Origin of the sequence: Streptomyces cinnamoneus (genome assembly GCF_014650495.1) — a bacterium.
Taxonomy (GTDB): domain Bacteria; phylum Actinomycetota; class Actinomycetes; order Streptomycetales; family Streptomycetaceae; genus Streptomyces; species Streptomyces cinnamoneus.
Map to the genome: position 1 here is coordinate 31,731 of NZ_BMVB01000024.1, position 19,061 is coordinate 50,791.

Below are 19,061 nucleotides of genomic sequence, written 5' to 3' on the forward strand. Positions count from 1 at the left end.
GGCCCCCGCTCCGGCTAATCGCCGCCCGGCCGAGGATTAGGCAGAACAGTGGAGTGCCTGCGCAGTGACGTCGAGGCCGGCACGCGCCTTCCGGACGCCGTCGAAGCGGCGCTGCGGACGGCCCGGGTGCGCCCGGACACCGATCGGCGCAACACGCCGGGCGCGAGCCGCCTCCAGGAGTGAGGCTTGGCAGGTACGCACCGGAGGTGTGACGTGCCCGCAGCCCGGCGAAGGGCCACCGGCCGGGCGGCAGCGTGCCGCACCGGCGTCCGGCCCTGGACATACCCGACCGCTCTCTTCCTGACCGTCCTGGTCACCGTCCTGCTCCTGCCCCTGCTACCGGACGCGGCCGCCGTGCCCGCCGGCACGACGGCCCGGCCCGCGGCGACGCGGCCGGCGCCCGGCCCGGGGCGGCGGGCGGTGGCCGGGCGGCGCTTCACCCATCCCGGCGTCCTGCTCAGCCGTGCCCAGCTCGACGCGGTCCGGGAACGGGCCGCCGGCGGGGCCGAGCCGTGGCGCTCTGCCTACCGGGCGATGCGCACCGACCGCTACGGGTCGCTCTCCTACACGCCCAGGCCCACCGCGGTCGTCCGGTGCCCGCCGGGTTCCCGCCCCGGGCGGGGATGCGTGGAGGAGCGGCAGGACGCGCTCGCCGCCTACACGCACGCGCTGCTGTGGTACATCACCGGGGACCGCGCGCACGCCGACAAGGCCGTACAGATCATGGACGCCTGGTCCGCGGTGGTCGACGACCACACCGAGGGCAACGCCGCCCTGCAGGCGGCGTGGGCCGGCAGCTCCTGGGCCCGGGCCGGCGAGATCGTCCGCTCCACGTACGACGACTGGCCGCGCAGCCGCGTGCGGCGGTTCGCGACGATGCTGCGCACCGTCTACCTGCCCCGGGTCACGGCGGACGTCGCGGACTACAACGGGAACTGGGACCTGACGATGACGGACGCCGCGATGGGCATCGCCGTGTTCCTCGACGACGCCGACGCCTTCGACGAGGCCGTCGTCCGCTTCCGGGCCCGTGTCCCGGCGTACTTCTACGTGCGCGACGACGGGCCGCTGCCCCAGCGGCCGCCGCACAGCCGCATCGGCAGCGCGTCCGACCTCAGGACGTACTGGTTCGACCAGCGCAGGTTCGTGGACGGCATCGCCCAGGAGACCTGCCGCAACTTCCGGCACGTCGGCTACGCCCTCGCGGCCACGGGCCACATCGCGGAGACCGCCTGGCACCAGGGTCTCGACCTGTACGCCGAGGCCGGCGAGCGGCTGCGCGCGGCGCTGACCTTCCACGCCGGGTACCAGCTGGGCGACACCGTGCCCTCCTGGCTGTGCGGCGGGAGGCTGAGCACGGCGATGGGCGCGGACACGGAAGTGCTCCTCAACCACTTCGTCCACCGCGACGGGGCCGCGCTGCCCGACGCCCGGCAGGTCGCCGAACGGCAGCGGCGGCACGGGGACATGGGCACCGACGACCTCTTCGTCGCCTGGGAGACGCTGACCCACGCCGGCAACCCCGGGTGACGATCGGCCACCTCCGTCCGCCGGGTGATCGGCGTGTGCAAGGCTGGAGGCACCCGGGGAGCCACAGCGCCGCGCCCGGCTCCCGGTGCACGGAAAGGACGGGGCATGTTGCAGCACAGAACCGTTGGCGACCTGATGACCCACTCGGTCGTCCGGGTCCAGCGCGGCACGCTGTTCACGGAGATCGTGCACGTGCTGCACGAGCACGACATCACCGCGGTGCCGGTGGTGGACGCCGAGGACCGGCCGGTGGGAGTGGTCTCCGAGGCCGACCTGCTGGCGAAGGCGTCCCGGCAGCCGGACCCGGCCGGCCTGTTCGAGCTGGACCCCGCGGGCCCGCTGGCGGGCCCGAAGCACGCGGCGACGACCGCCGAGGGCCTGATGACCAGTCCGGCCATCTGCGCCCGGCCCGAGTGGAGCGTGGTGGAGGCCGCCCGCGCGATGGAGGAGCACCGCGTCAAGCGGCTGCCGGTGATCGACGACACGGGCCGCCTGGTGGGGCTGGTCAGCCGCGGTGACCTGCTGCGCGTCTTCCTGCGCACCGACCGCGCCATCCGCGAGGAGATCATCGAGGACGTCCTGGTGCGCACGCTGCGCGAGCCGCCGTCGGCCGTCGGCGTCGAGGTGACCAACGGCCAGGTGCGGCTGAGCGGCTCGGTGCGGCGCCGCAGCCTCGTGCCCGTACTCGTCCAGCTCTGTCAGAGCGTGGACGGCGTCGTCAGCGTCGACCACCACTTGAGCGCGGAGGCCGAGGACACCGAGGCCGGCGACGCCGCCCGGGGCGAGTGAGGGCGGGGGCCGTCATCCGCTGCGTTCGCCCGCGTCGGGCACCGGGTCGTGGTGGATGTGCCCGGCGGGTACGCCCAGCTCCCGCAGGCGGCGCACCGTGGCGTGCACCATCCCCGGCGGGCCGCTGACGAAGGCCCGGTGGTCCGTCCAGTCGCCGTGGCGGGCGAGGGCGTCGGCCACGGTGCCGTTGCCCGTCCCCGGGCCGGATCCCTCGTCCAGCACCGGCACCACGCGCAGCCACGGCCGGCGGCGCTCCATGGCGGTCAGCCACTCGGCGTCGTAGAGGTCGGCGCCGTGCCGGGCGCCCAGGAAGAGGTGGACGGTCCGCTGTCCGGTCCGGCGGACGGCCAGCTCCTCCAGCAGGGCCTTGACCGGGGCCAGCCCGGTGCCGCCCGCCACCAGCAGCAGGTCGTGGTCCCCTTCGTCGTCCAGCGTCATCGTCCCGGCGGCCGGGCCGAGCCGCAGGGCGTCCCCGGTGCCCGTGCGGGAGACGAGCGCCTCGCTCACCCCGCCGGTGCCGGTCCGCCGGACGTGGAACTCCAGGACGTTGTCGGGCCGGGGTGCGCACGCGAGGGAGTACTGCCGCCAGGCGTGCGGGAGCAGCGGCGACTCCAGTGCCCCGTACTGGCCGGGGCGGTAGGGGTAGGGCTCGTGGGTCCTGACGCGCAGCACCGCGAGGTCGGGGCGGCGCAGTTCGTGCCCGACCACCACCGCGTGCCAGTACGGCGGCTCGGTGAGGGCGGCGTCCGCGCCGGCGACCATGGCGGCGACGGCGGAGCGCAGCATGCGCAGCCAGGCCCGCTCCAGCTCGACGGTCCACTGCCGGCCCGCCTGGCGGCGCAACGCCTCGCGCAGGGACGTTTCGAAGGCTTCGTAGTGCACCGGCCGGACCCCGAGCTTGCGGTGGTCGCGGCCCAGCCGGGTGAAGGTGTCGGTCACCTCGTCCGGCCGGTCCAGATGGTCCGTCAGGTACTGGAACATCCGGGCCAGGTGTTCCTGCTGGAAGGCCATGGATTCCGGGAAGAGCGACCGCAGGTAGGGCCAGCGGCGGAACATGACGTCGTAGAGGTGGGTGATGAGCTCGTCGAAGGGTGTGACGAGGTGGAGCCGGCCCAGGATCAGCTGCCGGTCGGTCTCGTCCGTGCCGGGGCCGTCCGCCGGGCTCCGGCCGGCCGCGGCGCCGGACGAGGGGGAGGGGCCCGGTGCGAGCAGCTGCCGGCGCAGCCGCATCGCGTCGTGGCGGGCGAGCAGCGCGTAGTAGTCGTTGCCCCGGGGGGTGTTCACGGGCGGGTTCTCCTTGTACTCCGTACGCGTGGGCGCTCGGGGGCCCTCAGGGGCAGAGCGCACGGCAGTATTTCACCCGTGAAACATGCCCGATGGGCCCGGGATGACAGGGCCGTTCGGCCCTGGCGCACATGCCGGACGGGGCGTCAGGAGGCCCGGCCCGCCCGGGTGGTGAGCGCGAGGACGGGCAGGATCGCGAGGGCGAGGAGACCGCCGCCCACCGCCAGCGCGGGGTAGCCGCCGGAGGCCACGACCAGGCCGGACGCCATGCCGCCGGTGGCGCCGGCGACGGCTATGCCGACGTCGACCAGCCCCTGGGTGGCGGCGCGGGTGGCGAGCGGCACGGCGTCGGTGATGACGGCGGTGCCGCTGACGAGGCCGAAGTTCCAGCCGATGCCGAGCAGGACGAGCGCCGCGGCGAGGGCGGGCGTGGAGTGCGGCGGTGCGAGGGCCGCCAGGAGGCCCGCGGCGAGGAGCGTCAGGCCGGAGGCGGCCGCGACCCGTAGCCGGCCGATGCGGTCGACGAGGAGGCCGGAGAGCGGCGAGGGCAGGTACATCGAGCCCACGTGCAGGGCGATGACGAGGCCGGCGGCCTCGGTGCTGTGGCCGTGGGCCGTCATGTGGACGGGCGTCATCGTCATGATGGCGATCATCACGAGCTGGCTGAGGACCATGACCGCGGTGCCGGTGGCGAGCCCCCGGGTGTCGGCGCGCGGGGCGGGCGTCGCCGCAGGGGCGCCGGGGGCCGGGGTGCCCGGCGCCGCGCCGGCCGGCTGCTGGGCGGCGAGCTCGCGGGCCAGTCGCAGGGGGTCGGGGTGCAGCAGGCAGCCGATGACGGCCGCGGCCGCGGCGTAGGCCACCACGGCGAGCAGGAACGGGCCGACGAGGCGGGGCAGGTTCCAGGCGTGGGCGACGTCGCCGGTGGGGCCGACGAGGGTGGGGCCGACGACCGCGCCGAGCGTGGTGGCGAAGAGCACGGTGCTCAGGGCGCGGCCGCGGCGGGCGGGCGGTGCCAGGTCCGCGCCGGCGTAGCGGGCCAGCAGGGTGGTCGCGGTGCCGGCGCCGTAGACGAGCAGGGAGGTGAAGAGCAGGACGACGCTGTCGGCCGCCCCGGCCACGACGACGCCGGCGCTGCCGAGGGCGGCGACGGCGTACCCGAGGGCGAGGCCGGGCCGGCGGCCCCAGCGCTGGCTGATGCGGCCGATGCCCACCGCGCCGAGCGCGGCGCCGCCGGTGAACAGGGCGGCGGGCGCTCCGGCGAGGCGGGTGGAGTCCAGCATCTCCTCGGCGAGCAGCGCGCCGACGGTGATGCCGGCGGCCAGGCCCACGCCGCTGAGCACTTGCGCGATCACCAGGACGGTGAGGATGCGCTTCTGTTCGGGGACCTCGCCGTCCGCGGTGGCGGCGGGCGCGGCCGGAGCGCCGGAGCGCGTGCTCATGCGGCCCTTCCTTCGGCTGGTGGGCGGCGGGTTACGCCGCACCGAGCGGTTCGAGCGGTTCGAGTGCTGCGATGTCCTGCAGCGACATGTCCATCTGCTCGTGCAGGAAGCGCACGATGGTCCAGTGGGGCAGCGCGCCTTCGTCGAAGGGGCCGAACGCGCGCACGTAGAGCGGTATCCAGCGCAGAGCCTCCTCCAGCGCCTGCTCCCGGCCCGGCTCCTGCTGGTAGTCCTCGTAGGCGATGCTGCGGTGGTGGATGAAGAAGCGGCCGGGCAGCCGCTCCTCGCACAGGGCGCGGTACTCGCGGGTCTGCAGGATGAGGTAGTGCCATATCTCGTCGATGTCCTGCTCGACGGGCAGGAACAGGCCGGCGAGCCGGTCCTGGTGGCGGGAGACGAGGTAGAGGTAGCGGAGGCATTCGGTGACCTGGCGCTCGACGCGGTCCGGCGTCTCGCCGGTCTTGTCGGCGAAGTGCGTCACCACCTCGGCGTGGAGGCTGTCGCCGAGCAGCGCCTTGAGGTCGTCGGCGGAGACCTTCGGCTGTGTGGTCATGGTGTTCGTCCCGTCCGGAGGGTCAGAGGTCGTCGGCGAGCCAGGCGTACTTGCCGGATTTCCCGATGGGTATGCGGGTGCGGTGCCGCAGGGAGCACGAGCGGCCCGTCAGCTCCTCCACGGACTGCTCCAGTGCGGTGGCGGCGGGCCCGTCGAGCGGCTGGTCGTCGAACGTCACGTACTGCAGCTCGGCCTGCGTCTCGCCCGTGACGTGCAGCTGGTGCAGGAAGACGCGGGAGGAGGCGCCGGTGACGCGGTCGTCGAGGTCGCCCTGGGAGACGGGGCCGTGGGGCGTGGCGAGCAGTTCCCGCTCGCGGCCGCAGAAGCGGGAGATCCGGGTGGGGTCCGGCGTGCCGTCGACGGTGCGGGCGCAGTCCCCCGAGCGGTAGCGGATCAGCGGCATGTGGGGATTGCGGACGCTGGTGACGATGAGGCTGTAGATCTCGCTGCCCGGGACGACGGGGACGAGCTCGACGCTCATCTCGTCGAGGTACGGCCGGTAGCGGCCGTCGCGGTCGCTGTAGTAGAGGTAGCCCAGTTCGGTGCTGCCGAAGAGGTCGACGATGGGGCAGGCGAAGTGTTCCTGCAGGAAGCGGCGGACGTTGACCGGGGTGTACTCGTAGGCGTGGATGATGCTCGCGGGCTGCGGGAACGCGTCCTGGAGCCCCCACGCGCGGACCTTCCGCACCAGGTGCGCGAGGTGGTAACCGGAGCAGTCCAGGTGGTAGGCGCCCTGCGGGTGTTCGTCGCGGGCGGCGCGGATCTCGGCGAGCATGCGCTCGACGTCGTCGCGCTCCCACAGCGCGGGGTCGAGCCGCAGGTTGAGGTAGCTGGTGCGGTCGTCGAGCCGCCGGTCCTCGGGGCCCGGGACCGCGGCCGGCTCGGCGCCGCGCTTCTTCGCGTTGACCCGGGCGACATGTTCGGTGGCCAGCACGGTCGTCAGCGACAGGCGCCGGCAGCCCTCGTGCCAGGTGTGGGCGATGTCGGGGTGCTCGCTCCACAGCCGGTAGTAGGAGTTCAGCAGGAAGTACGGGGGGCGGATGATCTGCATGCGGGCGTGGTTGGTACCCGTGGAGAGCACGAACTCCGCCTCGCCGGCCGCCAGTGCCGCGGCCAGGTCCGGGGTCATCCAGTTGTCCGGGAAGCCGCGGGCGATCTCGGGTTTTTCGAGTATGGGGAAGTGGCCCCGCTCGACCGACGTGCGGTAGATCGGGATGTCCCTGATCCGGTCGACGACTTCGGCCGTCGGCTGGCCCTCCATGTGCCACCCCTTCAGGTGTGCTCGGTGAACGGAAGCCCCGTGCAAGGAAGCCGGTGCGCTGTGCCGCGCAGCGGGCCGCGGTGGCGTGGGGTCCGCCACCGCGGCCCTCCGGCCGGCTCAGGGGTTGATCAAGGACGGGTCAGGAGATACAACCGGTCTTGACCACGCTGATGCAGCCGGACTTGGACACGCTGATGCAGCCGTTCTTGGCGGCCTCGCGGGCCGAGTTGGCGGCCACCCAGCCCCGCCAGACGTCGTCCTGAGCCATCTTCTTGATCAGCTTCTCCATTGCGAACCTCCAGAAAGTGATGGGTTCTTCACGGCGGCGGCCCTGCGTGCGCACCTCGGCCGACGGTAAAGCGGTCACCAAGAGAGTGTCAACGACTGGCAATGCCACGCTGTCTCAAAGTGATCCCTCGATGGCGCGTTCGACCGGATCCGGCACGATCACGCGTCGGGGGATCAGAACCGGCGGGCCCGTACAGACGTCCTCAAGGCTGTCCCGGCCGGTCCGGCGGGGGCTCCCGAGGGCCGGCCCGGCGGCTCGTGCGAGGCTCGGGGCAGTCGGGTCGGAGCAGGGACGGTGGAGCAGTGGCGGACATCAGCGGGCCGGCCGCGCCGAAGACACAGGCCGGCAAGGCCGTACGAGCGGGGGCGCCGGAAGGCGGCAGCGCCGCGCCACGCGGACTGATGGACCTGCGCGGACGGCACGAGGACGTACCGGCCGTCCTCTCCTACCCCCCGGGCGCCGTCGTGGTCGTCTCCGGCCTGCCCGGCAGCGGCAAGAGCACCCTGCTGCGCCGCTGGTCGCGGGCCGCCGCGGACGGCGCGGCCCCGGCGGGGCCCGGGCGGACGCCCGCCACCCCTTCCGCCGTGGACCCGCGGGCGGTGCACGTCGCGTGCGAGGCGGTGATGCCCGCGCGCCTGCCCTACGCGGTGTACCGGCCCTGGGCGCGCCTGGAGCACTTCCGCTGGCTGCGCGCCGAGGTGCGCGGCGGCGGTCCGCTCCTGGTGCACGACTGCGGCAGCCGGGCGTGGATGCGCCGGTGGCTGGCCCGTACCGCCGGACGGCAGGGGCGCGAGCTGCACCTGATACTGCTGGACGTGGGCGCGCAGGAGGCCCTGGCGGGCCAGGCGGCCCGCGGCCGGTGGGCGTCGCGGCGGGTGTTCGCCCGGCACCGGCGCGGACTCGACCGGCTCCTGCACGCCCTCTCCGAGGGGAGCGGGCCCCGTCCGGTGACGCCGGTTCCGCAGCCGGTCGAGTCCGTGCCCGTTCCGGAGGCGGTGGCGGAGGCGGCCTCGGTGGTCCTGCTCGACCGAACGTCCCGCGAACGCGTGGCGGCGCTGACGTTCGGCCCGTGACGGCCCCCGTGCGGCACTACCGCGCGAGGACCTTCTTGTGACCGGCGTCCAGCACCGATGGCGGCGGAGGCGACCGCGACGACGACGTGGCACCAGGGACCGGGCAGGTAGTTCGCGCGGACTGGAGGCCGCGAGCATGCGGGTGTTCGCAGCCTCCTACGCCCGCAGCCTCACCGATCCCCGCCTGGCGGAGGTCTTCCTGCACGGTGCCCGGCCCGTGGAGCGGCTCGTGCCCGGGGAGGGCCGGACTCCGCCGCCGCGTGCGCGTGCCCGTACCGGCGTGCGGAACGTGCGGCCGCCAACCGGAATGCATCCCGTGGCCCCGGGCGGCGGGCGTCACCGGCGGCGGGCCCGGGTAGGGAACCGCCCCACCGGGAACCGCCACGAACAGAAAGCGGGCAGCACATGGCCATCGTCGTCACGTTCGAACTCGAAGGCGCCACGCAGGATGTCTACGACGCGTGCATCGACCGCATCACCGGCGGCCGCGGCTTCAGCGCCGTCGCCGACCTGCCGAAGGAGGCGGCCGGGCTGATCGCCCACGTGTCCGGGCCGGTCGAAGGCGGCTGGCGGGTCACCGACGTCTGGGAGTCGGCCGAGGCGTTCGAATCCTTCGCCGCCGTCCTCGCCCCGATCGTCTCCGACCTCGGCTTCGGGCACGTCCAGCCGCAGGTCACCCCCGCCCACAACGTCGTGATCCACTGACCTCCTCCGGGCCGCCGGGGGCGAGGCCCCGGCGGCCCGGAGCGGCTAGTACCGCAGGACGGCGGCCACGCGTTCCTCCCCCACGAGGGTGTCGTCGGGGAGGAACTCGATGTCGGCACCGTTGTTGAGGGCGGTCTCGACGATCTCGTCCACGACGTCCTCGCGGATGGTGGGGTCCGCCGCCAGGGGCTCGGTGGGCGTCTCGACCCGCACGGGGTGACCGCCGTTGCCGTCGACGCGGGCGGTGACCTGGTAGTGGTCCTCGACCGCGAGGAGCGCGACCCGGCCCTGGCGGACGGTCTGCCAGATCTCGTCCAGCCCCGAGGTGAAGCGCCGTGCGCCGCGCGCGTCGTCGAGGCGGCGCAGCACTTCGCCGCGGCGTGACGTGCGGCGTTCGGCGAAGGCGGGGTGCAGCAGGTCGAGGATCGCGTGCGCGGACTTGCCGGCCGCGCCGCCGTTCTCGACACGGGCGGCGATCGCCCCCGGGCTGGGGAACTGCTTCTCGAACAGGGCGATCTGTTCCCGCAGGCCCACCACGTACAGCGGCCGGGGCCGGCGCTCCAGCACGGGGGCGAGCACCCCGGCGACCGCGCGCATGTACTGGCGCTCGCGCTCCACGTGCGACTCCTCGCGCGCGGACAGGGAGTGGCTGCCGACCTTGTCGAAGTTGCGGCCGGGCAGCGCGTCCTCGTGGTCGGGGAGCTCGGGCAGCACCGGGAAGCCCTCCCCCGTGACCTCCGTGAGGGTGTCCCCCGAACCGTCCCACAGCCGGGTGGCGCTCTGGGACAGCACCAGCGCCCAGTAGGGCTCGCCCAGCAGACGGGCGGCCACCAGGTTCCGGGTGAGGAAGGTGTCGGCGACGACCACACGCTGCGGCACCGAGCGGGGCAGGTACCAGAGCTGGTGCTCGCCGGGGGCGGCCAGGACGAGCAGCCCGTCGGCCGCATGGGCGAGGTCGACCTCCGCGGCCGCCGCGTCGAGCCGGCCCTCGACGTCCATCCGGGCCGCGCGGGTGACCCTGGTGTCCTCGGCCAGCCGCCGTTTCGCCTCCGCGACCGTGTTGCGCAGCCGGACCGAGTCCTCGGCGCTGTACGGGGAGCGCCGGTTGATGGGCAGCTGCAGGGACACCGCCGGATACTCGCGCGGGCGGCGCAGGTCACGGAGTGTCGCCTCGGTCAGGTCACCGATATCCATCGTCATCCTCCTCCGGGCCCGGTCCCCGGGCCGTATTCAGATGACCAGAGCCCGGGCCGTTCGGCCAGTCGTGCGCGGCCGCACGGAGCAACGCGTCACCGCCCGTGACGGCGCGGGGGCGAGGTCACTCGAAGGACCGGTTTCGGGTGCGGCGTGCACGGATCGCGGCCGCCGGGCGGACCGGAGGGGACAACCTGGGGCAAGAAACGCGTCCGTTGGCACAAAGGCACGAAGGACAGCACCGATGCACCCACACGGCGACGACGGCGACAGCGGCGGTTCCCCCGCCTCCACGGTGGCGCCCGGGGAGCGGTTGCGCCGGCTCCGCCAGGCGCGCGGCATGTCGCTGGCCGGGCTGTCCGACCTGGTCCACTACACCAAGGGCTACCTCAGCCGGGTGGAGACGGGCGAGAAGCCGATGACCGAGGAGGTCGCGCGGCGCTGCGAAGGGGTGCTGCGCGCGGGTGGCGAGCTGACCCGGCTGGTGTCGCAGGCCGCGGACGGCCGGCGCGGCGGGCGGGGCGCTCCGCTGGAGGTCTGCCCCTACCGCGGCCTGGCGGCGTTCGGCGCGGCGGAGGCGGACTGGTTCTTCGGGCGCGAGCGGGCGACGGCGGCGCTGGTGCACCTCCTCACGGAGCGGCTGGACGGCTCCGGGCCGACCGCCGTCGTCGCCGCCTCGGGCACGGGCAAGTCCTCGCTGCTGCAGGCGGGCCTGGTGCCCGCGCTGCACCGCGGGGTGCTGCCGGTGAAGGGGTCGAGCCGCTGGCCGGTGCTCACCCTGCGGCCCGGGGACCGGCCGGTGGCCGAGCTGCTGGCGCGCGTCGCGCAGACCTGCGGCGCCGCCCACGGCGACCTGCGGCAGGCGCTCGACCGGGGACCGGGCGCGTTCGCCCGCGCCGTCCACGCGGCGCTCAACGCAGGCGGCGCCGGCGGGGGCCCGGACCCGGTACGACTCGTGCTCGTCGTCGATCAGTTCGAGGAGCTGTTCACCCTGTGCGCGGACGCGCACGAGCAGACGGTGTTCGTGCGCGCCGTGCACGCGCTGGCCACCGGCCCCGCCTTCCCCGGCGGCCGGGACGGTTCCGCGGCGCTGGTGGTCCTCGGCGTGCGGGCCGACTTCTACGGCCGCTGCCTGGCCTTCACCGAGCTGGCGGCCGCCCTGCGCGACGGCCAGCTGCCGCTGGAGCCCCTGCGGGCGCAGGAGATCCGGGAAGCGGTCGTCCGCCCGGCCCACGCCGTGGGCCTGGAGCCGGAGCCCGGGCTCGTGGAGCTGCTCCTGCGCGACCTCGGCGCCGCCGACGGCGGCGAGGGGACCGGCGGCTACGGGCCCGGCGCGCTCCCCCTGCTGTCCCACGCGCTGCTGGCGACGTGGCAGCGCCGCACCGAGGGGGCTCTGACGGTCGAGGGGTACCAGCAGGCGGGAGGGATCGCCGGGGCGGTGGCGGCGACGGCGGAACGGGCGTACGCGCGGCTGTCGCCGGCCCGTCAGGAAGCCGCGCCGCACGCCCTGCTGCGGCTGGTGCGGGTCGACGAGGACGGCCGGGCCACCCGCGCCCGCGTCTCGCGCGAGCAGTTGTCCCAGGAGGCGGGCGCACGCTCCGGTGCGGTCCTTCAGGTGGTGGAGGAGTTCGCGCGCGCCCGGCTGCTCACCGTCGACGCCGACGGCATCACCCTGGCGCACGAGGCGGTGCTGCGCGCCTGGCCCCGGCTGCACGGGTGGATCGAGACGCACGCCGCCACGCTGCACGCCCGGCAGCAACTGGGCGCGGCCGCCCGGCAGTGGGACGCGGAGGGCCGTGACCCGGCGCTGTTGCCGCGGGGCAGCCGGCTCGTGGCCGCCCGGGAGCTGGCGGCACACCCCCTGGGCACGGTCAGCGCCGTCGAGCAGGCGTTCGTGGACGCGGCGACGGCCCACGCCGCCGCCGAGCTCGCGGCGGAACGGCGGCGCACCCGCCGGCTGCACCGGCTGCTGGCGGCCCTGGCCGTGCTCCTCGTGCTGACCGTGACCGGGGGCGCGGTGGCGCTCCACCAGGGGCGGCAGGCCGTGGCCGAACGGGGAGCGGCCCGCTCGGCCGGACTCGCCTTCCGCGCCACCGCGCTGAGCGCCTCCCGGCCGGAGGTGTCGATGCTGCTGGCGACCGCCGCCTGGCGGCAGGCGCACACCGCCGCTGCGGCCGGGGCGGTCCTCAGCTCCCAGGCCCAGTCCTACGCCGGGCGGCTGACGGGGCACCGGGGGCCGGTGCTCGCCGCGGCGTGGCAGCCGGGCGCCGGGCGGCTGCTGTCGGCCGGCGCCGACGGGACCGTACGGCAGTGGGACACGGCGGGCCGGCGGCAGGGACGCGTCGTCGCCCGGGGCCGCGCGGCCGTGCGGGCGCTGGCCGGCGCCCGGGAGGGCGGGCTCGCCGCCTGGGGCGACGACACGGGGGCGGTGTCGCTGTGGGACGCCGGCACCGGGCGCGTCTCCCGCGTGGCGGGCGGACACCGCGGCGCCGTCCGGGCGGTGGCCCTGTCCGGTCGCGGCGAGCTGCTGGCGTCGGCGGGTCGGGACGGGACGGTCCGGCTCGTGCGCCCGGGCGCCGCCGCGGATCCGGAGACCGCCGACGTCGGCCTCGGACCGCTGTACGCGGTGGCCGTCACCCGGGACGGGGGGCAGGTGGCCGCGGCCGGTCTGGACGGGCGGGTGTGGCTCAGGGACACGGGGACGGGACGGACGCGGGTCATCGGCACCACGGCCCACGGCCAGGTGCGCTCCCTGGCCTTCTCCCCCGACGGACGGCACCTGGCCGCCGGCGAGTGGCGGGACGACGTCGGGCTGTGGAACACCGCAACCGGTGAACGGGAGGCGGCCCTGGAGGGCATGCAGGACTCCGTGCTGGCCGTCGCGTTCTCCCCCGACGGCACGCGCCTGGCGGCGGCGGGCCAGGACGACACCGCGTGCGTGTGGGACCTCGCGGGCCGGCGCCGGACCGCCGTGCTGGCCAGTCATCTCGGGCCCGTGCACGGCATCGCCTTCTCCCCCGACGGCCGGTCGCTGGCGACGGCCGGCGAGGACGGCACCCTGCGGTTGTGGACGCCGCGTGCCGCGGCCGGGGCGGTGCCGTCCGGCTCCGCCTGGCTGGACGCGGCCCTCAGCCCGGACCGTTCGCTGCTGGCCGTCGCGGGCCAGGACGGCACCCTGCGGCTGTGGGACGCCCGGCACCGCACGGTGCGGCACACGGTACGGGTGTCCGCGGAGCCGGTGCGCGCGGTGGCGTTCAGCCGTGACGGTGCGCTGTTCGCGGCGGGTGACGGGCGCGGTGGCGCCACCGTGTGGCGCACCGCCGCACCGGACCGTCCCGTGCAGCGCTGGCAGGCCCACGGCCGGGCGGTCACCTCGCTGGCGTTCCGCCCCGGGGACCCGTCCTCGGTCGCCACGGCCAGTGAGGACGGCACGGTGCGGCTGTGGCGCGTGACGGGGACGGCGGTCCGTCCGGAGCTGCGGATCTCCGGTCACGAGGACGCCGTCTACCGGGTGGTGTTCCTGGGCGGCGACAGGCTCGCCACGGGCAGTCAGGACAACACGGCCCGCATCTGGCGCGTATCCGACGGCCGCGAGCTGCACCGGCTGACCGAGCACGCCGACACGGTGCTGGGCCTGGCGGCGAACCCGGCGGGCACCCTGCTGGCCACCGCCAGCCGCGACTACACGGTCGGGCTGTGGGACGCGCGCGACGGGCGCAGGCTGCGGACCCTGGCCGGCCATACGGGGCCGGTCACCTCGGCGGCCTTCGATCCGGGCGGCACGCGGCTGGTGACGACGGGCCGCGACAACACCGTCCGGGTCTGGGACCCGCGCGACGGGCGGCTGCTGTTCACCCTGACCGGGCACACCGGGCGGGTGCGGGCCGCGGCCTTCCTCGCCGCGGGGGGCCCGGTGGTGTCCGTCGGCGAGGACGGCACCGTGCGCTGGTGGAGCCTGGGGGTGCGTGCGGTGCTGGCCGACGCGTGCCGGGCGGTGGGCGACGTGGGCCGGGGCACCTGGCGCCGGCTGCTGCCGGACGTTCCCTACGCGCCGGGCTGTCACCCCGAGGGGTCATAGCGCGGCACGGGACGTCCTGCGCCCGCCCTGACGCCCTGTGACAGAAGGCCAGGTCAGCGGGGGTTGCCCGGCGCCTGCTGGGCCGGGGCAACGGACAACCCCTGGCTCGCGCCCTGTCATATGCCGAGACTCAGAACACCGGACGGCTTGATTCCGCACAGTCGGCCGTCCCGGCTCCCCCGGCCGACCTCGACGAAAGAAGCCCGGACATGAACGCCTGCGTGAACGCCTGCACGAACGCCGACATGAACACCGACCTGCCCGACGCCTTCGCGTTCGCCGTGACGGTGGCGGCCTGCATGACGCTGGTCCTCGTGGACCACGCCACTCCCGCGGCCCTCACCGAGTACGCCGCGGCCCTCACCGGCCTCTACACCGCCTGGCACAACCGCCCCCGGCCATGACGACCTCCCGACAACGGCCGGGGGCGGAGCTGGGGTCAGCCCTTGACCGGCTCGTTCAGGGAGCTCAGGTCGTGGGCGTAGATGCCGACCGCGTGGGCGATGACGTCGACGTTGGTGTCGAAGACCTTGAGGTCGAGGTTCTTCAGGGTGTCGCCCGCCCCGTGGTAGTTCGGGTCGTACGCGGTGCCCGCGGTGCCGCCGAACTTCGCCGCCTGCTCCTTGGTCTTGATGCCCTCGGCGCCGGTGAAGGTGCCGCCCGCCGGGATGCCGGCCTTGATGAACGGGCCGTAGTCGGACCGGCCGTCGAAGTCGGTGCCCTCGTGCGGCGAGCGACGGCCGTCGAGGTAGCCGTTGATCAGCCGCTCGATCTGTGCGGAGCCCTGCGGGCCAGGGCCCTCGCCCTGGTGGTCGGAGTCGTCGCCGTCGTAGACGAACTCGACGGGGTTCGGCGAGGCGATCATGTCGAAGTTCAGGTAGAGCGCGGTCTGCTTGCGCTGCTTCTCGCTGAGCTGCTTGACGTAGTGCTCGGAGCCGAGCAGACCGAGCTCCTCACCGGACCACCAGGCGAAGCGCACCTTGTTGGTGGGCTGCTGGCCATGGCCGCGCGTCTCGGCGGCGAGCTTGAGGGCGACCTCCAGCAGGCCGGCGGAGCCGGAGCCGTTGTCGTTGATGCCGGGGCCCGCGGGCACCGAGTCCAGGTGGCTGCCGAGCGCCACCACGTGGTCGGCGCTGCCGCCCCGGGTCTCGGCGATCACGTTGCGGGTCTGGCGCTTGATCGCTTCGGTGCTCACATCGAGGTTGACCTTGGTCTCGCCCTTGGCGACCTGCGCGGCCAGCGCCTCGCCGTCGGCCAGGGAGATGCCGCCGGCGGGGATGTGGGCGTTGGCCGGCTCACCGACCGATCCGTGGACCGGCTCGGTGCCGGAGTGGTTGTAGAGGATCAGGCCGATCGCGCCCGCCTTGGCGGCGACCTCTTCCTTCTGCTGGAAGGTGCAGTTGCCGCGCTTGACGAGCGCGATCTTGCCCTTGAAGTCGCCGGAGGCGTAGTCGTCCAGCTCGCAGCCGGGGGTCGCGTCCACGCGGGCGGCGGCGAGGGGTGCCACGAGCCCGCCCGCGGGCGAGGACTTGCTGAAGCCGTAGGCCGTCACCTTGACGTCGCGCGGCTCGGGCGAGACGACGGACAGCTTCTCGTGCTGCGTCTTGGACTCGTAGAAGTCGAAGTTCTGGTACGAGACGTCGTAACCGGCCTTCTTCAGCAGGCGGTAGACGTACTCGGTGGACGCCTTGTGGCCCGGCGTACCGGCGGCGCGGTTGCCGCCGTTGTCGTCGGCGATCTCCTGGAACGCCTCCAGGTGACGGTGGGCGCTCTTCCCGGAGGAAGCCTTGACCAGCTTCTTGGCGAGTCGCTCGGCCTTGCCGTGCTGCTGGGCCGAGGTCGCCGGCCGGGCGTCGGCGGGGGCCGCGGCGGCGAGCAGTACGGGGGCGGCGACGACGCTCGTGACGAGAGCCGATATCGCTCTGCGACGGAACTGGGCGCGCACGGAGGTCCTTTCCGGCACGGGCGGACCATCGTGATGCCCCCCGGCCTGCGGTCATCGCGATCGGACGGCGATCGCGCTGAACGGGACGGTAGCGAATCGGCGCAGGTCACGGGAGGGGTCGACGAACAGTTGACACAAGATCGACATCTTCCGCGCCGGCTCCGGCCACCGGTCCGGTACAGGACCGCATCTGATGGACCGTCGGTCGGCCCGGCCGCCGGCCCCCACCGGCGCACCGGGCCCAAGCCTCAGGGCGCAGCGCTCGTGATCACCGCGAAGGGGGCTCCGAACGGGTCGAGGAGCATGGCCAGGCGGCCGATCCCGGGGGCGTCGACGACGGGGATGATGACCGTCGCCCCGCTTTCGGTGGCCGTGGCCACCGTGCCGTCGCAGTCGGCCACCTCGATGTACGGATGCCATTCGGAGCGCGAGCCCGCCCGGAGGTTCTCGGCGGGCAGTTGCATGAGGCCGCCGTGCATGGTCTCCACTCCCCCGCCGGCCGGCCCGGCGATGGTGTAGACGAGCTCCTCCCCCATCGGCATGTCCCGCAGCTCCCAGGCGAAGACGGCACGGTAGAAGTCCTTGGCCGCGGCCGCGTCGGTGGTGTAGAGCTCGATCCAGCTGACCGCGCCGGGCGCGTTGACGAGGTCCAGGCCGTCGATGTCGCCGGGCTGCCACACGGCGAAGCGGGCCCCCGCGGGGTCGGTGAAGCCCGCCATGCGTCCGGCGGAGAAGACGTCGAACGGCGGGAAGCGGACCGTGCCGCCCGCCTGCTCCACGGCCTCGGCCGTGGCGGTGGCGTCCGTGGTGCGGAAGTACACCGTCCAGGCGGAGCTCGCCCCCTCCTCCGTCAGCGGCCCCACGGCCCCGACGGTTCTGCCGTCCAGGCGGAAGAACCCGTAGCCGCCCGCGTCCGGCCCCGCGGGATCGAACTCCCATCCGAAGACGCGGCGGTAGAACTCGGCGGCCCCGGCCACGTCGGGCGTGCCGAGGTCGAGCCAGTTCGGCCCGCCGGGGACGTGCGTGGATGTCAGCATGGTGCGGCTCCTCCGGCGGGTGCTGCCGCTTGCGGCAGGGGCGGTCGGACGGATCTCAGCATGGCAGGGGCCACTGACAGCCGCCCCCGGAGGCGGCCGGCCGGAGTGTGGCGGCGGCCGCCCCGTGGCAGGCTGGAGCCATGGCCCGGCCCAATGAGGAGGTCGAGGCGCTGCTGCAGGAGTACGCCGACCTCGTCGCGATCACCGGTGGTGACGCCTTCAAGGCGCGCGCCTACGAGAAGGCCGCCCGTGCCATCGGCGGTCATCCCGGCGACGTCTCGAAGCTCGACGCCAAGGGGCTGCGGGACATCCCCAACGTCGGGAAGTCGATCGCCGACAAGGTCGTGGAGTACCTGAGCACCGGCCGTGTCACCGCCGTCGAGGAGGCCAGGGCCGCCATCCCGGCCGGCGTGCGGGAACTCATCACCATTCCCACGCTCGGGCCCAAGAAGGCCATGACCCTCTACGAGGAGCTGCACGTGTCCTCCGTGGAGGGGCTCCTCGACGCCATCCACGAGGAGCGGCTGCGCGGGCTCAAGGGGTTCGGCGAGAAGACCGAGGCCAACATCCTCCACGGCATCGCCCTCATGCAGAAGGCCGGCAGCGGCCGCATCCTGCTCGGCGCCGCCACGGACGTCGCGGAACAGATCGTCGCCGACCTCTCCGGTGTCAAGGGCTGCGAGGGCTGCGCGTACGCCGGGTCGCTGCGGCGCATGCGGGAGACCATCGGCGACATCGACGTCCTCGTCGCCGCCGACCGCTCCGCCCCGTTCATGCAGGCGTTCGCCGGACTCCCCTACGCCGCCGAGATCATCGCGCACGGTCAGAAGAAGACCTCCCTCCGCACCACGAAGGGCCTGCAGGTCGATCTGAGGGTCCTGCCGCCCGCCTCGTGGGGGGCAGGGCTGCTGTACTTCACCGGTTCCAAGGCGCACAACATCCGCATCCGCGAGATCGCGGTGCGGCAGAAGCTCAAGCTCTCCGAGTACGGCCTGTTCGACGTCGACAGTGGCGTGAACATCGCGTCGGGCACGGAGGAGGAGGTCTACGCACGGCTCGGGCTGCCCTGGATCGCCCCGACCCTGCGGGAGGACCGGGGCGAGATCGCCGCCGGCCTGCGCGGCGAGCTGCCCGAACTGGTGGCCGAGGACGACATCCGCGGCGACCTGCACACCCATACGGACCTCACGGACGGGGTCGCCTCCCTGGAGGACATGGTCGAGGCCGCCGCCCGGCGCGGCTACGCGTACTACGCCGTCACCGACCACGCCCCCGACCTGTACATGCAGCGCATGACCGACGAGAAGATGCTCGCCCAGCGGGAGCGGGTCCGGGCACTGGACGGCAAGCACCGGAAGATGCGCCTGCTGCACGGCACCGAACTCAACATCGGGCCGGACGGCGGGCTGGACTGGCCCGACGACTTCCTCGCGGGCTTCGACCTGTGCGTGGCCTCCGTGCACTCCCACTTCCACCAGACGCGTGCGGAACTGACACGGCGTCTGGTCCGGGCCTGCGAGAACCCCTACGTGGGGATCATCGGCCACCCCACCACCCGCAGGATCGGCAAGCGCCCGGGCATCGACGCCGACTTCGACGCGGTCTTCGAGGCGTGTGCCAGAACAGGCACCGCCCTGGAGGTCAACGCCCATCCGGAGCGGCTCGACCTGTGCGACGAGGACATCCTGCGCGCCAAGCGCTACGGCGTGAAGTTCGCCGTGAACACCGACGCCCACTCCACCACGCACCTGCCCTACATGCGCTACGGCGTCGGCACCGCCCAGCGCGGCTGGCTGACGAAGGACGACGTGATCAACACCTGGCCCCTGCAGCGCCTGCGGCGCTTCCTGCGCCCGGGAGGGCACGGGAGCTGAGACGGGGTCC

Annotated in this window: 16 protein-coding genes; 8 read left to right on the forward strand and 8 right to left on the reverse strand. The window is 74.2% G+C overall.

Translation table 11 applies throughout. The annotated features are described in order from the left end of the window. Positions 1 to 48 precede the first annotated feature (48 nt). The 3 genes from IE182_RS32545 to IE182_RS26075 all read left to right on the forward strand — a co-directional run bounded on the left by IE182_RS32545 (position 49) and on the right by IE182_RS26075 (position 2,319). Positions 49 to 183, forward strand: coding sequence for a hypothetical protein (locus IE182_RS32545; RefSeq protein WP_268249639.1), 135 nt, complete (start codon positions 49 to 51; stop codon positions 181 to 183). Positions 184 to 300: 117 nt separating this feature from the next. Then, positions 301 to 1,530 (forward strand): alginate lyase family protein, encoded by a 1,230-nt coding sequence (locus tag IE182_RS26070; RefSeq protein WP_373303618.1) that lies wholly within the window; start codon positions 301 to 303, stop codon positions 1,528 to 1,530. A gap of 108 nt (positions 1,531 to 1,638) precedes the next feature. Then, positions 1,639 to 2,319, forward strand: coding sequence for a CBS domain-containing protein (locus IE182_RS26075; protein WP_190112446.1), 681 nt, complete (start codon positions 1,639 to 1,641; stop codon positions 2,317 to 2,319). 12 nt (positions 2,320 to 2,331) lie between these two features. On the opposite strand, the gene IE182_RS26080 is transcribed toward IE182_RS26075, so the two are convergent. The 5 genes from IE182_RS26080 to IE182_RS26100 all read right to left on the reverse strand — a co-directional run bounded on the left by IE182_RS26080 (position 2,332) and on the right by IE182_RS26100 (position 7,145). After that, complete coding sequence (locus IE182_RS26080; RefSeq protein ID WP_229845100.1) at positions 2,332 to 3,603, reverse strand: globin domain-containing protein; 1,272 nt, start codon at positions 3,601 to 3,603, stop codon at positions 2,332 to 2,334. A gap of 146 nt (positions 3,604 to 3,749) precedes the next feature. After that, complete coding sequence (locus IE182_RS26085; protein WP_190112385.1) at positions 3,750 to 5,042, reverse strand: MFS transporter; 1,293 nt, start codon at positions 5,040 to 5,042, stop codon at positions 3,750 to 3,752. A gap of 31 nt (positions 5,043 to 5,073) precedes the next feature. Continuing rightward, positions 5,074 to 5,595, reverse strand: a complete 522-nt coding sequence (locus IE182_RS26090) for a UCP032817 domain-containing protein (protein ID WP_190112386.1) — start codon at positions 5,593 to 5,595, stop codon at positions 5,074 to 5,076. Between the two features lie 22 nt (positions 5,596 to 5,617). Further along, on the reverse strand, positions 5,618 to 6,856 hold the full coding sequence (locus IE182_RS26095; RefSeq protein WP_190112387.1) for a phenylacetate--CoA ligase family protein: 1,239 nt from the start codon (positions 6,854 to 6,856) through the stop codon (positions 5,618 to 5,620). Between the two features lie 139 nt (positions 6,857 to 6,995). Next, the gene (locus tag IE182_RS26100) at positions 6,996 to 7,145 is read right to left on the reverse strand and encodes a hypothetical protein (RefSeq protein ID WP_190112388.1); all 150 of its coding nucleotides are present in this window, start codon (positions 7,143 to 7,145) and stop codon (positions 6,996 to 6,998) included. A gap of 302 nt (positions 7,146 to 7,447) precedes the next feature. Between IE182_RS26100 and IE182_RS26105 the strand changes: the two genes are divergently transcribed. After that, on the forward strand, positions 7,448 to 8,218 hold the full coding sequence (locus tag IE182_RS26105; protein ID WP_308432160.1) for an ATP-binding protein: 771 nt from the start codon (positions 7,448 to 7,450) through the stop codon (positions 8,216 to 8,218). 405 nt (positions 8,219 to 8,623) lie between these two features. Then, positions 8,624 to 8,923, forward strand: a complete 300-nt coding sequence (locus tag IE182_RS26110; RefSeq protein WP_190112389.1) for a hypothetical protein — start codon at positions 8,624 to 8,626, stop codon at positions 8,921 to 8,923. A gap of 45 nt (positions 8,924 to 8,968) precedes the next feature. On the opposite strand, the gene IE182_RS26115 is transcribed toward IE182_RS26110, so the two are convergent. Further along, positions 8,969 to 10,117: a baeRF3 domain-containing protein gene (locus IE182_RS26115; protein ID WP_190112390.1), complete on the reverse strand. Its 1,149-nt coding sequence runs from the start codon at positions 10,115 to 10,117 to the stop codon at positions 8,969 to 8,971. 244 nt (positions 10,118 to 10,361) lie between these two features. Between IE182_RS26115 and IE182_RS26120 the strand changes: the two genes are divergently transcribed. After that, a complete protein-coding gene (locus IE182_RS26120; RefSeq protein WP_190112391.1) occupies positions 10,362 to 14,195 on the forward strand; it encodes an nSTAND1 domain-containing NTPase in 3,834 nt (1,277 codons plus the stop codon). A gap of 209 nt (positions 14,196 to 14,404) precedes the next feature. Next, entirely contained in the window at positions 14,405 to 14,599 is a 195-nt protein-coding gene (locus IE182_RS26125) for a hypothetical protein (protein WP_190112392.1), read from the forward strand. 35 nt (positions 14,600 to 14,634) lie between these two features. Here the strand turns inward: IE182_RS26125 and IE182_RS26130 are convergent, their stop codons facing one another. Beyond that, on the reverse strand, positions 14,635 to 16,158 hold the full coding sequence (locus IE182_RS26130; protein ID WP_229845102.1) for a M28 family metallopeptidase: 1,524 nt from the start codon (positions 16,156 to 16,158) through the stop codon (positions 14,635 to 14,637). A gap of 230 nt (positions 16,159 to 16,388) precedes the next feature. Next, complete coding sequence (locus IE182_RS26135) at positions 16,389 to 17,177, reverse strand: VOC family protein (protein WP_190112393.1); 789 nt, start codon at positions 17,175 to 17,177, stop codon at positions 16,389 to 16,391. A gap of 140 nt (positions 17,178 to 17,317) precedes the next feature. Between IE182_RS26135 and polX the strand changes: the two genes are divergently transcribed. After that, positions 17,318 to 19,051, forward strand: a complete 1,734-nt coding sequence (gene polX, locus IE182_RS26140; RefSeq protein WP_190112394.1) for a DNA polymerase/3'-5' exonuclease PolX — start codon at positions 17,318 to 17,320, stop codon at positions 19,049 to 19,051. Positions 19,052 to 19,061 lie beyond the last annotated feature (10 nt).